General features: G+C 72.9%; 15 protein-coding genes and 1 tRNA gene. 7 read left to right on the top strand and 9 right to left on the bottom strand.

The window, feature by feature from the left end; genetic code table 11:
• Nucleotides 1-45: 45 nt before the first annotated feature.
• From ACTMS9_RS01550 to ACTMS9_RS01540, 3 genes are all read right to left on the bottom strand, one after another.
• Nucleotides 46-1,128, bottom strand: a complete 1,083-nt coding sequence (locus ACTMS9_RS01550) for an NAD-dependent epimerase/dehydratase family protein (RefSeq protein WP_441163936.1) — start codon at nt 1,126-1,128, stop codon at nt 46-48.
• A gap of 43 nt (nt 1,129-1,171) precedes the next feature.
• Nucleotides 1,172-1,465 carry a hypothetical protein gene (locus ACTMS9_RS01545; RefSeq protein WP_441143218.1) on the bottom strand — a complete coding sequence of 98 codons (294 nt, stop codon included), beginning with the start codon at nt 1,463-1,465 and terminating at the stop codon, nt 1,172-1,174.
• Between the two features lie 123 nt (nt 1,466-1,588).
• Nucleotides 1,589-2,071, bottom strand: a complete 483-nt coding sequence (locus tag ACTMS9_RS01540) for an anthrone oxygenase family protein (protein WP_441143220.1) — start codon at nt 2,069-2,071, stop codon at nt 1,589-1,591.
• Nucleotides 2,072-2,216: 145 nt separating this feature from the next.
• On the opposite strand from ACTMS9_RS01540, the gene ACTMS9_RS01535 reads away from it, so the two are divergent.
• Nucleotides 2,217-2,288 (top strand) — tRNA-Lys (locus ACTMS9_RS01535).
• A gap of 106 nt (nt 2,289-2,394) precedes the next feature.
• Here ACTMS9_RS01535 and ACTMS9_RS01530 read toward each other — a convergent pair.
• The gene (locus tag ACTMS9_RS01530) at nt 2,395-3,021 is read right to left on the bottom strand and encodes a MerR family transcriptional regulator (RefSeq protein ID WP_441163935.1); all 627 of its coding nucleotides are present in this window, start codon (nt 3,019-3,021) and stop codon (nt 2,395-2,397) included.
• An 81-nt stretch (nt 3,022-3,102) separates the two neighbouring features.
• Between ACTMS9_RS01530 and ACTMS9_RS01525 the strand changes: the two genes are divergently transcribed.
• Nucleotides 3,103-3,636: a DoxX family protein gene (locus ACTMS9_RS01525; protein WP_441143224.1), complete on the top strand. Its 534-nt coding sequence runs from the start codon at nt 3,103-3,105 to the stop codon at nt 3,634-3,636.
• 42 nt (nt 3,637-3,678) lie between these two features.
• Nucleotides 3,679-4,086, top strand: coding sequence for a hypothetical protein (locus tag ACTMS9_RS01520; protein ID WP_441144005.1), 408 nt, complete (start codon nt 3,679-3,681; stop codon nt 4,084-4,086).
• A gap of 48 nt (nt 4,087-4,134) precedes the next feature.
• Here ACTMS9_RS01520 and ACTMS9_RS01515 read toward each other — a convergent pair whose 3' ends face one another.
• From ACTMS9_RS01515 to ACTMS9_RS01505, 3 genes are all read right to left on the bottom strand, one after another.
• Nucleotides 4,135-4,314, bottom strand: coding sequence for a hypothetical protein (locus ACTMS9_RS01515; RefSeq protein ID WP_441143226.1), 180 nt, complete (start codon nt 4,312-4,314; stop codon nt 4,135-4,137).
• A 132-nt stretch (nt 4,315-4,446) separates the two neighbouring features.
• On the bottom strand, nt 4,447-4,698 hold the full coding sequence (locus tag ACTMS9_RS01510; RefSeq protein WP_441163934.1) for a hypothetical protein: 252 nt from the start codon (nt 4,696-4,698) through the stop codon (nt 4,447-4,449).
• 88 nt (nt 4,699-4,786) lie between these two features.
• Complete coding sequence (locus tag ACTMS9_RS01505) at nt 4,787-6,058, bottom strand: SdrD B-like domain-containing protein (RefSeq protein WP_441163933.1); 1,272 nt, start codon at nt 6,056-6,058, stop codon at nt 4,787-4,789.
• A gap of 219 nt (nt 6,059-6,277) precedes the next feature.
• Here ACTMS9_RS01505 and ACTMS9_RS01500 point away from each other — a divergent pair, with 219 nt between their 5' ends.
• From ACTMS9_RS01500 to ACTMS9_RS01485, 4 genes are all read left to right on the top strand, one after another.
• Complete coding sequence (locus ACTMS9_RS01500; RefSeq protein ID WP_441143232.1) at nt 6,278-6,706, top strand: hypothetical protein; 429 nt, start codon at nt 6,278-6,280, stop codon at nt 6,704-6,706.
• 149 nt (nt 6,707-6,855) lie between these two features.
• The gene (locus tag ACTMS9_RS01495; protein WP_441163932.1) at nt 6,856-8,670 is read left to right on the top strand and encodes a protein kinase domain-containing protein; all 1,815 of its coding nucleotides are present in this window, start codon (nt 6,856-6,858) and stop codon (nt 8,668-8,670) included.
• Nucleotides 8,667-9,260 carry an FHA domain-containing protein gene (locus ACTMS9_RS01490; protein ID WP_218896036.1) on the top strand — a complete coding sequence of 198 codons (594 nt, stop codon included), beginning with the start codon at nt 8,667-8,669 and terminating at the stop codon, nt 9,258-9,260. The genes ACTMS9_RS01495 and ACTMS9_RS01490 overlap by 4 nt, the downstream gene beginning before the upstream one ends.
• A gap of 322 nt (nt 9,261-9,582) precedes the next feature.
• Nucleotides 9,583-10,053 carry a hypothetical protein gene (locus ACTMS9_RS01485; protein WP_441143236.1) on the top strand — a complete coding sequence of 157 codons (471 nt, stop codon included), beginning with the start codon at nt 9,583-9,585 and terminating at the stop codon, nt 10,051-10,053.
• Here the strand turns inward: ACTMS9_RS01485 and ACTMS9_RS01480 are convergent.
• Together ACTMS9_RS01480 and ACTMS9_RS01475 are read right to left on the bottom strand one after the other, a co-directional pair.
• Complete coding sequence (locus ACTMS9_RS01480) at nt 10,034-10,519, bottom strand: GNAT family N-acetyltransferase (RefSeq protein WP_441163931.1); 486 nt, start codon at nt 10,517-10,519, stop codon at nt 10,034-10,036. The two genes, ACTMS9_RS01485 and ACTMS9_RS01480, sit on opposite strands and share 20 nt — an antisense overlap.
• A gap of 10 nt (nt 10,520-10,529) precedes the next feature.
• Nucleotides 10,530-12,887 carry a glycoside hydrolase family 65 protein gene (locus ACTMS9_RS01475; RefSeq protein ID WP_441163930.1) on the bottom strand — a complete coding sequence of 786 codons (2,358 nt, stop codon included), beginning with the start codon at nt 12,885-12,887 and terminating at the stop codon, nt 10,530-10,532.
• Nucleotides 12,888-13,025: the final 138 nt, after the last annotated feature.

Raw genomic sequence — 13,025 nt, 5'->3', positions numbered from 1 at the left:
GTGACAACAACTTCATGATCGACGGCGGCGGGGTGGGAGGACCGGTCAGTAGGGGTTGCCGTGGCCGGGGGGGCGGGACTTGAAGAGGGCGGCGGGGCGGCCGGGCAGGTCGGGGGCGGTGGACATGGGTGGGGCGGTGGTGCCCGCGCGGGCGGCCATGCCGGCGAAGAGGTCCTTCAGGGCGGCGACGGCGTCCACCTTCGGGTGCCAGCCGAGTTCGGTCTCGGCGCGCTCGCTGGACATCAGCGGCGCGTTCAGGGCCAGCTCCACCCAACCGCCGTCGACGGGTTGCAGCCGGAACCGCCAGCTCAGCGCGGCGGCGGCGCGCAGCACCGGGGCGGCCACCGGGATCGTCCAGCCCTTGAAATGCCGGGCCACCAGCTCCGGGGTCAGCACCGGGTCCGCGGCGACGTTGAAGGCGCCGCGCGCCTCACCCAGAACCGCCCTGGCGTACGCGTCGGCGACGTCGTCCGCGTGCACCGCCTGCATCCGCAGCCGGCGGTTCGCGGGTACGACCGGGATGCGCCCGAAGCGCAGCAGCCGGACCGGGGCGAGCGGCCCGAGGAAGTACCGGGCGATCTCGGTGCCCGCGTCGCGCTGGAAGATCAGCCCGGGCCGCAGCCGCACCACCCGCAGCGTCGGATACTCGGACTCGAGGCGGTCGAGCATCGCCTCCACCTCGGCCTTGTCCCGGCTGTACGACGATCCGGGTACCCCGGTCGCGGGCCAGCGCTCGCTGATCGGGTGGTCCTTCGGGCCGGGCGCGTACGTGCCGATCGACGAGGCGTACACCAGGCTGGGAACGCCGGCCCGGACGACGCCGTCGATCACCGCGCGGCTGCCGCCGACGTTGGTCCGGTAGAGCGTGCGCTGGTCGTGGCTGGGCTGGATCTGCCAGGCCAGGTGCACGACGGCGTCGGCCCCGGCGAGGAGCGCGGCGAGCTTCCCGTCCGCGCCTGGCGCCCCGATGTCGCAGGAGTGCCACTCCACCCGGTCGTACGGCTCACCGGCGTCCGGGCCGGGCAGCCGCCGGGCCACGCCGACCAGTTCCAGCCCCGACTCCGGGCGCAGCCGGCGCAGCAGCGCGGTCCCCACGTTGCCGCTGGCACCCACGATGACGATCCGCATGCGGCTGCCGTACCCGTTGAACCGGACTCCAACCCCGCACCGGTCAGGGGCGGGGCGACTGGCGTACCCAGCTCTTCTCCTGCTTGCGGCGGCCCTGGGTGGCGGCCAGGCAGCGCGGGCAGATGGAGCCGACCGGGTCGGCCTCGGTGAGCACGTCGGTCGAGGTGTAGTCGAACGGCACGTGCGGGAAGCGGCGCAGCCGGGTGCGGCTGAGCTGGAGCCCGCAGACGGTGGAGTTCTGGCCGGGCTGCCACGCGTGCACCTCACCGCCCGGCGCCCGTGCCCCGTCCGGGCCGGTCGCCTCGCTCGACGCCGCCACGGCCGGGGTGCTGCTCATCCTCATCCCGTCCCGATTCCCCACTCCCGCCGTTTCAGACCCGCCCGGTTGATCGACTCCGTGTCGCCGACATCGCGCCGTCCCACCCACCCGGACACCGCCACCTCGCCGACCCGGAGTCGATCACCCGGCGCGCCGGGACACCAGCGCGGCCACCAGGCAGGCGAAGGCGGCGACGTTGGTGACCGTGCGGGCCAGATTCCACCGCACCCAGGTCGCCTCGAAACTCTCCCGCACCGCCGCCAGGTCGGCGATCCGGTCCACCGGCCCCGCCGCGTCCAGCCGGTCGTTGAGCGGCACGTTGCACCGCATGGTGATCAGCAGCGTCGCGCCGTAGAGCACCAGCGCCGCGACCGTCCAGGCCAGCACCGGGCCGCCGGCGGTGAGGTGCAGCGCCACCGCCAGGGCGATCAGCAGCACCGCGCCGAGGAAGGCCGCCAGGAACCAGCCGTTGAGGATGCGCCGGTTGATCGACTGCATGGTCCCGACGAAGGTCCGGTCGTCGACCGCGGCCAGGCCCGGCATGACCGAACACGAGTACGCGAAGAAGAGCCCCGCCATGAGTCCGGTGACTCCGGTGGCGGCGGCGAGGGCGATCGTTCTCATGCCTGTCAGCCTCGCCCGGCCGCCCTCTGTTGACCATGGTCGAGAGGCTCGGGGGCATGCGTGGGCGTCTGGGTGCGCGGGGCATCGACGGGCGGCCGGAAGCCGGAAGGCCTCGCCGGCCAAGGTCCGGTAGCCTGAGGGCTCGGGGCCGCTAGCTCAATGGCAGAGCTGTGGACTTTTAATCCATAGGTTCAGGGTTCGAGTCCCTGGCGGCCCACAACTCGCACCATTGCGCAGAGGGTGCCGGAGTCCGTAATTCGCCCGAGTCCCCTCCTCGCTGCGCCTGTCAGCCCTCATCCTCGTGTCGTGTTCCGACCAGCCGCCTACTTCAGGCGCCGGGACGAGATGTTCTCCTGAGCCAACAGTCGCAGCGACGCGACGAGGTTCTCGCCGAGGATGGTTCCGATCACCACGCTCTCGGCGACCTGGTCGGGATCGGTCCGGGAGGCGACCGCGGCGACCTCCAGTTCGGTGAACCGCTCAACCGCCTCCGCGTACGGGTCCAGGAGGTCGACCAGGTGATCCTGGCCGAGTGATCGCAGGACGCTGATGGTTTCGACCAGGGTGGCGATCGCAGGTGAGTCCGGCTCGACGGCCCAGCCTCGCCGTTGGATGAGTTCCCGCACCTGCACAGCGGCGGCCGTGCGTTCGCTGTCGCCTGCGGTCAGTTGCCGACTCGGGGTGATGGCCCGGTGCACCACCCCGATCCTTTCGTGCAGGGACAGGGTGTCGGAATCGAGCGCTTCCAGCACGGCTCTGACTCGGGCCACGGGAACCTGGGCCAGGTCGATCATGGCTCGGATCAGGCGAAGTCGATTCAGGTGATGCTCGTCGTAGCTGGCCTGGTTGGGGCTGGTCAGCTCGCCGGGCGGCAACAGTCCCTCCCGCAGGTAGTACTTGATCGTCGGTACCGCAACCCCTGACTGCCGACTCAGCTCCGCGATGCGCATCCCTTGACTTCCCCTCTTCCCTGATGGAGAGTAGCACTATCCATAAGCAGATAGCTGCGCTATCCATTGAGAGAGAAGATCATGCTCGAAGTGATTCTGGTGATGGCCCTGCTGGGCTTCCGCCTACTGGGTGCGCTCGGTGTGCGTCGGTTCGCCACCTGGGCGGCCAGCGCGGCACACGCGATGGCGGTCATGCTCGTCGTCACCGCGTCCGCGCATTTCGTGCCGCCGAGCGTCACGGTGATGCCGAACCACGCCGACCTGGTCCGGATGGTGCCGCCAGTCGTGCCGTTCGCCGATGCGATGGTCTACCTGACCGGCGTGCTGGAGCTGCTGGGCGCCGCGGGCCTGGTGTTTACCGCAACCCGCTGGGCGGCCGGAATCAGCCTTGCCGCGCTCTATGTGCTCCTGCTTCCGGCGAACGTCTACGCCGCCGTCAACGATGTGCCGTTCAACGGGGGCGAGCCGACTCCGCTGTGGCTGCGAATCCCACAGCAGGTCCTCTACATCGCCATCGCTGTCTGGGTGGCCCGATCGGCCGACAGCACCGTTGCCCGACGCGTCCTGCGCCTGCCGCGCTCCGGCGTCGCAAGATCAGCGACCGTTGCCCGATAGCCCCTCGTCAAGCTGATCGGAAAGGAGTTCGCCGTGCAGACCATGGCCCTCAGTACCGAGTCCCGCATGATCGCCGGGGTGGTTCTCCTCACCATCGTCACCATCGAGGTCGGCGGCTGGTTCATGACCCGAATCGCCCGGGGCGCCGTGCCGATGACCGACTTCCAGCGGTCCTTCGCGCGCGCCGGGCACGGCCATGCCGGCGTACTGGTGATCCTGAGCCTGGTCGGCCTGCTCTATGCGGACGCCACGGGCCTCACCGGCGCCTTGCTGTGGATCGCCCGGTTGGGATTGCCCGTCGCCGCGATCCTGATGCCCGCCGGATTCTTCGCCTCTTCCGCCGGCAGGAACGCCACCGGACCCAACAGACTCGTCTGGGTGCTGTGGATCGGCGCGCTCTCCCTGACCGCGGGTGTGATCAGCCTCGGCGTCGGGCTGCTGACCGCCTGACGAGAACCCAGCGCAGGAGTTCGGGTAGCCGGGTTCCGACTACCACTCCTACCCCCACTCCCGGCGCACCGGAGGCTCCTCCGGCTCCTCGTGCGGAGGCTCGGTGTCTTTCGTCTCGACCTGCTCCTCCCGCTCGACCCGGGGCGGCAGTTTGCCGAACCTGTCGTGTCGCTGGGCTTTGAACTCCTCGTCCGCCGCCCGGTCATCGCCTTCTCGGTCCTCGCTCATCGCCGACCCCCCTCGTCGAGTCCCATTGTCCCCGCCAAGGCAGTCAGAGGTGCGTAGAGCTGGTGTCGCAGATCCTGATACCGAGATGTCGCGCAGATCCCGAGACCGGACAGGCCGAGACGACGGCACCGCTCAGCCGAGCCAGAGAGCGGAAACGATGACGAGCACGGCCAGCACGATCAGGACCGCGAGCAGCGCCCCGTTGCCCTGGGTCGGTCCGGACCGGATCATCCCGTCGGCGAACCGCGAGAAGTCCTGGACCTGCCCGGCGGCCGTCAGCCCGACCGTCTCCTCCACCTCCGGCAGCGGCGGCGGCCCCGACACCGGCTGGGTCTCGTAGCGCGGCTCGATCCGGGGCGGCAACTGCCGGTAGCGATCGTCCATGACCCGAGTCTCGGCTCGGGTGTCAAGCAGAGCGGGGCCCTGACCCGGCGCGGAGCACGCCGGCCAGGGCCCCGGGGTGATACGCGGATCAGCCGACGCTGACCAGGCCGATGTCGAGGACCTTCTCGTCGCCCTGCGCCAGGAAGACCTGCTCGGACTGGGCCTCCTGCCACTCCGGCGTGTCATAGGTGAGGACGACGTCGGAGTCGATGGCATCGTCACCGGCGTCCGGGGTGGTGAACCGGTGGGTGGTCGGAGCCAGGCCCGCCAGCAGCTGGTACTGCCCGTCGTGCAGCGCCAGCCGGTAGGTGCCGTCGGCGTTCACCGTGACGCTGCGCGCGAAGCTGTCGACCGGCTGCACCGACAGGCTGAGCTCGCCGGTCGGCGCCGCGCCCTCGTCGGCGTCGCGCTGGCCGTCGGCGTCCGCGTCCAGCCAGACCCGCCCGGTGAGGTACGCCGGGGTGCCGTACACGTAGCCGCCCTCGTGCACGTTGCCCCACTGGTCCTCGTCGGGCGTGCTGGTGGAGACGGTGACGGTCACCGGCAGCGGGTCACCGGGCTGCCCGCCGGGCGGGACCTGGCCGCTGAAGGAGAGCACCTTGGTCTGCTCCCCCGGCGCCAGCGGGCCGGTCACGCACTCCCACTCCTGTCGCTCGACGACGGTGGTGCACTGCCAGGACGGGTCGGACTGGTCGCCGACGCCCCAGAGGAGCCCGGCCTGGGCGACCACCCGGACGTGGACGTCCTCCGCCGTCCGGGTGCCGGCGTTGGCGACATGCATCGGGTGCTTGACCCAGTCCCCCTCGATCACCTCGTAGCCGGGGATCTGGGACACGCCGGTCACGTAGAGGTCGGGGTAGGAGACGGTGGCGTCGTAGGTCACCGTCCGGGTGGCCGAGTTGTTCCGGGTGCTCGACTCCCGGCTGGTCGTGGTGACCGTGGCGGTGATGTCCCCCGTCTGGCCGTCGGTGCGGGGCCGGAACTGGATGAAGAAGTTGAACGGGTCAGCGGTCTGCCCCGGGGCCAGGGCCGCGTGGGTGCAGACCAACCGGGGGCTCAGCGCCGAGCACTGCCAGCTCCCCCCCAGCGGCCCCTCGCCGCCGACGTACGCGTTGGCCGGAAGGTCGACCGTCACGGTGATGCCGTCCCCGGTCGCGACCCCCGCGTTTACGACTGTGATGTCCGTCTTGACGGCCTCGCCCTGCACGGGGATGCGCGAACGGTCGACGGTGAGGCCGACCGTGAGGTCCGCCCGCTCCGGGGCGGCCGACGCGGGGCTCGCGACGGCCACCGAGCCGAGGGTGGTGGAGAGGGCGACCAGCGCGAGAGCCGCGCCGGATCGTCTGTGGAGGATGCGCATGCAACTCCCTGTTCGAAGCTGACGGTGCTCCTGATCCGAGCACCTCGGTGATCGGGCCGCAGGCAAGATCACCGATGCTTCCGAGCAACAGGCGATGTGGACGCTCCGGGCGTTACGTGCCGTGAGGGGAGGAAATGGTCGCCGCTTCGTCACCTGTCGGCGGCGCCCGGACCCTGGTTTTCTCAGCGGGGAAAGATCACCAGAGAGAGCAGGGCTGACATGTCGATCCTCCGCCGTTCCCTCGCCGCCACGGGCGCGATCCTCGCCGCCGGCGCCGTCGCGCTGGTCGACGCGTCGCCGGCGCTGGCCAGCACGCCGTCGAGCTGCGCCAGCGTCCGCCAGATCGGCACCACCCGGGTGCTCACCGTCGGTGGCATGCAGGCGGCCTCGGTCAAGCAGTACTACGGCTGCGGCTACAACTACGCCTACATCTACGTCTGGGAGCAGTACCGCAACACCCACTCCAACTGGGACCTCTACGTCCACGTGATCAACGAGTCGGACAGCGGCACCGACTACGGCGTGGGCCGGCTGAGCGACACCACCCGCGCCGAGCTGTGGGGCGCGCCCGCCAACACGGCGTCGTACTGCACCCACGTGACGGGCTACCTCAACAGCACGGGTGGTTCGACCAGCACCGTCTGCTGACCGCTGATCCACGACGCGGCCCGCCGGAGACAGCCGGCGGGCCCGTCCGGGCGTCCCACACCGCAGCGAGGGCACCCCACCACGGGAAGTGTCCTGTAGTGCGAACGGCCGACACCGCGCTGGCGACCCATCGGTAGCATTCAGCGGCGATGGTCCACAGCGAGCAGTCGGTGACGCACGGCCCGGGCACCACCCTCGGAATCGACGGCTGCACCGACGCCGTCGAGGTGGGGCGGGGCGGCTTCGGCGTCGTCTACCGGGCCTGGCAGCCCGACTTCGCCCGCTGGGTGGCGGTCAAGGTGCTCGCCGCCGACTGGCACGGCCCGTCCCGCGCCCGCTTCGAGCGGGAGCTGCGGATGCTGGGCCGGCTCTCCGACCACCCGCACATCGTCACGCTGCACCAGGCCGGCCGCACCGCCGCCGGCAACCCGTACCTGCTGATGGCGTACGAGGAGGGCGGCTCGCTGGGTGACCGGCTCCGCGACGGCGCGGCCGGCGACTGGCGCGACGCGGTCGCCGGGGGCATCGCGGTGGCCGGCGCGCTGGAGACCGCGCACCGCGCGGGCGTGCTGCACCGCGACGTCAAACCCGAGAACATCCTGATCTCCGGGTACGGCGAGCCGAAGCTGGCCGACTTCGGGCAGGCCCGGCCCCGCTCGGCCCGCCCGACCGGCACGGACGGGAGGGTGACCGCGAGCGTGCTGCACGCCGCGCCGGAGGTGCTGCGCGGCGAGCCCCCATCGGTGGCCGCCGACGTCTACGCGCTCGCCTCGACCGTGCTGCACTGGATCCGCGGCGCCCCGCCCTTCGCGCCCGCCGACGGCGAGTCGGTGGACTCGCTGCTGCGCCGGATCGCCGTCGACCCGGTGCCGGACCTGCGCCCGCTCGGCGTACCCGACGGGGTGTGTGCGGCGTTGGAGCGCGCGCTGGCCAAGGATCCGGCGCGGCGGCCCGCGACGGCCGCCGCGTTCGCCGAGGAGCTGCGGGCGGCGCAGGTGGCGGCGGGCCTGCCGATGAGCCCGTTCGTCCTCGGCGGCCCGGGTGGTGACCCCGCCGGGCCGTGGCCGCCGCATCCCGCCGACGAGGCCACGCCCCTGTCGCTGTCCGACCGCCGCCGGGCCGCCCTGGCGCTGTCGGCCACCGTCACGCGCCGGCCGTCACGGGTACGCCGGCACGCGCTGACCCGCTCGCTCGGGCTGCTCGTCGCCCTGGCGACGGTGCTGGCCGCGGGCGGGTCGCGGGCGCTGCCCACGCCCGCCCCGGTGGAGCTGCCGGCCCAGGTGCCCTTCGGCGAGCTGGAACTCAACGCCGAGTCGCCCGAGCAGGTGGTGGCGGTCGGCAACCGCGCGGACCGGCCGGTGCGGTTGACCGGGTTGACGCTGACCGGGCCGTCCCGGAGCGAGCTGCGGATCGTCGCGGACGGGTGCACCACCCGACCGCTCGCGCCGGGCGACCGGTGCGCGGTGCGGCTGGTCGCCGTCCTACGCGCCGCCGGGCCGATCCGGGCGTCGCTCGAGCTGACCGTGGACGGCCGGCGGCTCGCCACCCCGGTCGTCGGCACCGGCCGACCCCGGTCCGCCAGCCGGGACGACGCGCCGCCCGGCCCCTGCTACGCCGACGCCTACCAGGTCGGCGCGTCCGCGTACGGGCACGCGGGCGGGCTGCGGGCGATCTCCGTCAAGCAGTACTGGTCGCCGAGCTGCCGGGCCACGATGGCGTACGTCTGGGTGTGGAAGCAGTACCGGGACAACGCGGCCACCGGCGGCGGCACCTGGACCGTCGACCTGGGGGTACGCGCCGACCGGCCCACGACCGCACGGCAGCGCGCCGTCGGGCAGCCGTACGAGCTGTGGACCGAGCCGTACCCGTCGGCGGGGCGGTGCACCACGGCGACCGCGACGGTCACCGCCGACCGGTCGAAGGTGGCCACCACCGCGACCACCGAGCCCTGGTGCGACCGGTGACCGCCGGATACCTCGAGGTCCACGGGGTGGGCGCGGTCCGGCTGGTGCCGCTGACCACCGACGCGTTGACCATCGGCCGGGCGCCCGGCAACGAGCTGCCCATCGACAGCAAACTGGTCTCCCGGCTGCACGCCCTGGTGGAACGGTTCCCGTCCGGCTGGACGATCCGCGACCTGGGCAGCACCAACGGCACCACCGTCAACGGCGCCGCGGTGCGGGAGGCCCGGCTGCTGCGCGACGGCGACCGGGTGGAGATCGGCCCGGCCCGGCTGCTGTTCCGCGCGCCGGCGGAACTCACCGGCACCCGGACGGTGGGCGTCGAACCGCCGCCGGCGCCCCCGGCGCTGACCCGGCGGGAACAGGAACTGGTCGAGGTGCTCTGCCGCCCGTACGTCGAGGGCGGCACCGCCTTCCCCGAGCCGCCCACCGTGCGGGCGCTGGCCACCGCACTCGGCGTCAGCGAGAGCGCCGTGAAGAAGCACCTGACCAACCTGTACGACAAGTTCGGGCTGGTCACCAACGACGAGCGGCGCCGCTCCCGGCTGGCCGGCGAGGCGGTGCGCCGGGGAGCGGCGGGGCTGCCCGGCTGACGTACGCGTGCCCTCCGGACCACGTCGCACGCGGCCCGGAGGGCACACCCCCCTGTTTCCTCCAGGCGTGTCGCGCCCCCGCGAAGGGTCCGACGAGGTCGCCGGCGCACGCCTCCCCGGTGCGCCGGGCGCCGGGCCGGAGGACGTGGCCGACAGCGCCCACCAGGAATCACACCAGGCCGGGCGGCCCGCCGACAGGTGTCCGAACGGGGAGGGTTTCCGCCCGCGAGCGCTACGCTGACCAGTCGTGTCGGTGATCCGGCTGCAGTGCGCCGGCGGCTGCCGTACGACGGGGGCACGACCGTCGCCGAGGAGGTACGCGATGACCCGTCAGCGGGAGACCGTCGAGGTCGATCCGGTCCTGTTCCGAGCCGTGTACGACTCGCCCGCGGCGCTGCCCGGACGGCACCGGTGGGTCACCCCGGAACACGACGTGCGCCGGATCGAGAAGCTGCTCGGGATGCCGCCGGCGAGCATCGGGGCGCCGCTCTGGGTCAGCGGTGACGAGCCGGACTGTCCGAAGTGCGGCCGCCGGCAGACCTGGTTGGACATCATCTCCTCGGCGCTGAAGGGCGTGCACGACAAGGCGATGATCGCCACCGTCATCCTCGGCGACCGCAAGTACGTCAACACCGAGGTGCCGGACGGGATCGCCGGGGTGCACTGCGTCGACTGCCACACCCCGGTCGAGGGGCTGCGCAGCTTCAAGTGCCACAACTGGGCGTACGCCTTCGAGGCGCTGGAGGCGGTGCGGGAGCGGATGGCGAACGGGGTCAGCCGGCCAGTTCCCTGACGTGACGCAGCCCGGGCTGGCCGTCGAGCAGCACCTCACCGACCGGCGTGAAACCGGCCCGGCGCAGCACCGCCAGCGAGCCGGCGTTGTCCAGCGTCGCCGAGGCGGTCAGCCGGATCAGCCCGTACGCGTCGCGGGCCAGGTCGCACACCTGCCGTACACCGGCGGTGGCCAGGCCGCGCCCGGCGGCCCGTTCGGCGACCCGGTAGCCCAGGTCGGCCGCGCCGTCAGCGACGTCGACCAGGTTGAACCGGCCCAGCACCTCACCGTCGTCGTCGACCAGGAGGTGGAAGTGGCAGCGGCCGGTCTCCTGCTCGGCGAGCAGCGCCGCGTGCCGGGCGGCGAACCGCGCGAAGTAGTCGTCACCCCGGTCGGGCACGCTACGGGCGAAGTACGCCCGGTTCGCCCGCTCGAACTCCAGCAGCGCGGGAGCGTGGTCGGGCGTCAGGCGCTGGAGTGCGGGCACCCGCGCCACCCTAGCCGGCCGAGCGGCGGGCGGGACGCCGGCCGGCCGGGGACGGCGGCTCGGGGCCCGGGTCCGGCACCGGCGGCATGGGCCGGGTCACCGCCGTCTGACCGGTGACGGTCACCGGCTCCCCGGCGTGCCGGAGCGTGACCTCGACCTCCGGGGCGGCGTCGGGCACCTCGTAGCGGGCCCCGTCCCGGGTGAGGGTGACCCGCAGCCGCTGCCCGCGCCAGTGCAGGCCGAAGGCCAGCCGGTCGAGCCGGGCCGGCAGCCGGGGGTCGAAGGACAGCTCGCCCCGCTGGTCGCGCAGCCCGCCGAAGCCCTCCACCACCGCCGTCCATGCGCCGGCCAGCGCGGCCAGGTGCAGCCCGTCGCTGGTCTTGTCGCCCAGGTCCGCCAGGTCGTGCAGCGCCGCCTCGGCGAACAGGTCGTACGCCAGGTCCAGGTGCCCGATCTCGGCGGCGAGCACCGCCTGGGAGGCGGCGGAGAGCGACGAGTCGCGAACGGTCCGGGCCTGGTAGTAGGCGAAGTTGCGTCGCTTCTCCTCGGCGGTGAACTCGCCGGGGCAACGCTGCATGGCCAGCACCAGGTCGGCCTGCTTGACCACCTGCTTGCGGTAGAGCTCCAGGTAGGGGAAGTGCAGCAGCAGCGGGTAGTCGTCCTCGGTCAGCGCGGCGAAGTCCCACTCGGGCTGCTCCGTGAAGCCGGCCGCCTGCTGGTGCACGCCCCGCTTGCGGTCGTACGGGAGGTGGACCGCGTCGGCGGCGGCCCGCCAGCCGGCGATCTCGGCCGGGCTGACGCCCAGTTCCTCGGCGCGCCCGGAGTGCCGTTCGGCGGCGTCGGCGGCGCCGAGCAGGTTGCGCCGGGCCATCACGTTGGTGAAGAGGTTGTCGTCGACCAGGGCGGCGTACTCGTCCGGGCCGGTGACGCCGGTGATGTGGAAGGCGCCCTCGTCCGACCAGTGCCCGAAGCCGTGCCACAGCCGGGCCGTGGCGACCAGCAGCTCCAGCCCCACCCCGGCGAGCAGGTCGTCGTCCCCGGTGGCCGCGACGTAGCGCAGCACCGCGTCGGCGATGTCGGCGTTCACATGCAGGGCGGCGGTGCCGGCGGGCCAGTAGCCGGAGCACTCCCGGCCGCTGATGGTCCGCCACGGGAAGGTCGCGCCCGGCAGCCGCAGCTCGGCGGCGCGCTCTCGGGCCTCGGGCAGGTGGGCGTGCCGCCAGCGCAGTGCCGACCGGGTCACCTCCGGCGCCAGGTACGTCAGCACCGGCAGCACGTAGCCCTCGGTGTCCCAGAGGACGTGCCCGTCGTAGCCGTTGCCGGTCAGCCCCTTCGCCGGAATGGTCCGGTCGCCCTCGGCCCGGCCGGCCTGCAGCAGGTGGAAGACGGCGAACCGGATGGCCTGCTGGAGCTCGGGGTCGCCGTCGAGTTCCACATCGGCGGTCTGCCAGTGCCCGTCGAGCGCGGTCCGCTGGTCGGCGAGGAGGGCGTCGAAGCCGTACTCCCGGGCGGCGTCGGCCTCGGCGACGACCAGGTCGGCCAGTTCGTTCGCCGCCATGCCGTCGACGGGCGTGCACTCGTGCGCGGCGTACTTGGTGATCCGCAGCCGCTGGCCGGGGCGCAGCCGGCCCTCGACGCACATCCGGAGGCGGTCGGCGGTGCAGTCGTCGGAGGTGGCGAAGCCCTCCGGAATCTCGGACTCGTGGGTGACCGCGACGGCGACCCGCTGGGCGCTGCGGTCGGTGCGGTGCACCAGCACGCCGGAGCCGCCGTCGCAGCGGTGGGCCTCGGCGTTCAGCGGGTCGCGGATCACCGAGGCGGCCCGGGGGTCGTCTGGGCGCTCCGGCACCCGCTCGTTGGCCTGCACGTCCGAGCAGAGCCGGAGTTCGACCGGCGCGTCGCCCAGCGGCTCGACCTCGTAGCGGACGGCGGCGATCGGGTGCCGGGGCAGCGACACCAGCCGGGTGCTGCGGACGCGGACCCCGTGCCCGCCCGGCGAGATCCACTCGGTGTCCCGGCGCACCACGCCGGCGCGCAGGTCGAGCACCCGCTCGTGGGCGCGCAGCGTCCCGGTGCGCAGGTCCAGCGCGTCACCGCCCACCCAGAGCCGGATCAGGGCGGCGTTGGGCGCGCTGACCACGGTGTCGCTGCGCTGCGGGAAGGCGTACCCGTCCTCCGGGTAGCTGAGTTCGCGCTGCTCGTGGAAGCCGTTGAGGTAGCTGCCGGGCATCCCGTACGGCTCGCCCTCGTCCAGCGTGCCGCGCCAGCCCACCCAGCCGTTGCTGAGCGCGAAGACCGACTCGGTCTCGCCGAGCCGGTCGCTGTCGGCCGCGGTACGCCGCACCAGCCAGTTCTCGTCACTACGCACGGAGCTCCCGATACCCGTGGTCCGGGGCGGCCCAATCGGCCCGGGGCTGTGAAGTCGCTGAGACGAAGGTCAGGGCCAAACCCTCACCATCGCACGGTGCCGGCCGCCTCCGTGATTCGTACCGTCTGCCCAAGGTAA

The organism is Micromonospora sp. L31 (genome assembly GCF_052068075.1).
Lineage (GTDB): Bacteria > Actinomycetota > Actinomycetes > Mycobacteriales > Micromonosporaceae > Micromonospora > Micromonospora purpureochromogenes.
The sequence above is the reverse complement of the archived record's forward strand: the minus strand, read 5'-3'. Positions and strand labels throughout refer to the sequence as shown.

Bases quoted from the DNA above. Each gene is read 5' to 3' on its own strand.
- ACTMS9_RS01550 (WP_441163936.1), bottom strand. From the start codon at position 1,128: ATGCGGATCGTCATCGTGGGTGCCAGCGGCAACGTGGGGACCGCGCTG.
- ACTMS9_RS01545 (WP_441143218.1), bottom strand. From the start codon at position 1,465: ATGAGCAGCACCCCGGCCGTGGCGGCGTCGAGCGAGGCGACCGGCCCG.
- ACTMS9_RS01540 (WP_441143220.1), bottom strand. From the start codon at position 2,071: ATGAGAACGATCGCCCTCGCCGCCGCCACCGGAGTCACCGGACTCATG.
- ACTMS9_RS01530 (WP_441163935.1), bottom strand. From the start codon at position 3,021: ATGCGCATCGCGGAGCTGAGTCGGCAGTCAGGGGTTGCGGTACCGACG.
- ACTMS9_RS01525 (WP_441143224.1), top strand. From the start codon at position 3,103: ATGCTCGAAGTGATTCTGGTGATGGCCCTGCTGGGCTTCCGCCTACTG.
- ACTMS9_RS01520 (WP_441144005.1), top strand. From the start codon at position 3,679: ATGGCCCTCAGTACCGAGTCCCGCATGATCGCCGGGGTGGTTCTCCTC.
- ACTMS9_RS01515 (WP_441143226.1), bottom strand. From the start codon at position 4,314: ATGAGCGAGGACCGAGAAGGCGATGACCGGGCGGCGGACGAGGAGTTC.
- ACTMS9_RS01510 (WP_441163934.1), bottom strand. From the start codon at position 4,698: ATGGACGATCGCTACCGGCAGTTGCCGCCCCGGATCGAGCCGCGCTAC.
- ACTMS9_RS01505 (WP_441163933.1), bottom strand. From the start codon at position 6,058: ATGCGCATCCTCCACAGACGATCCGGCGCGGCTCTCGCGCTGGTCGCC.
- ACTMS9_RS01500 (WP_441143232.1), top strand. From the start codon at position 6,278: ATGTCGATCCTCCGCCGTTCCCTCGCCGCCACGGGCGCGATCCTCGCC.
- ACTMS9_RS01495 (WP_441163932.1), top strand. From the start codon at position 6,856: ATGGTCCACAGCGAGCAGTCGGTGACGCACGGCCCGGGCACCACCCTC.
- ACTMS9_RS01485 (WP_441143236.1), top strand. From the start codon at position 9,583: ATGACCCGTCAGCGGGAGACCGTCGAGGTCGATCCGGTCCTGTTCCGA.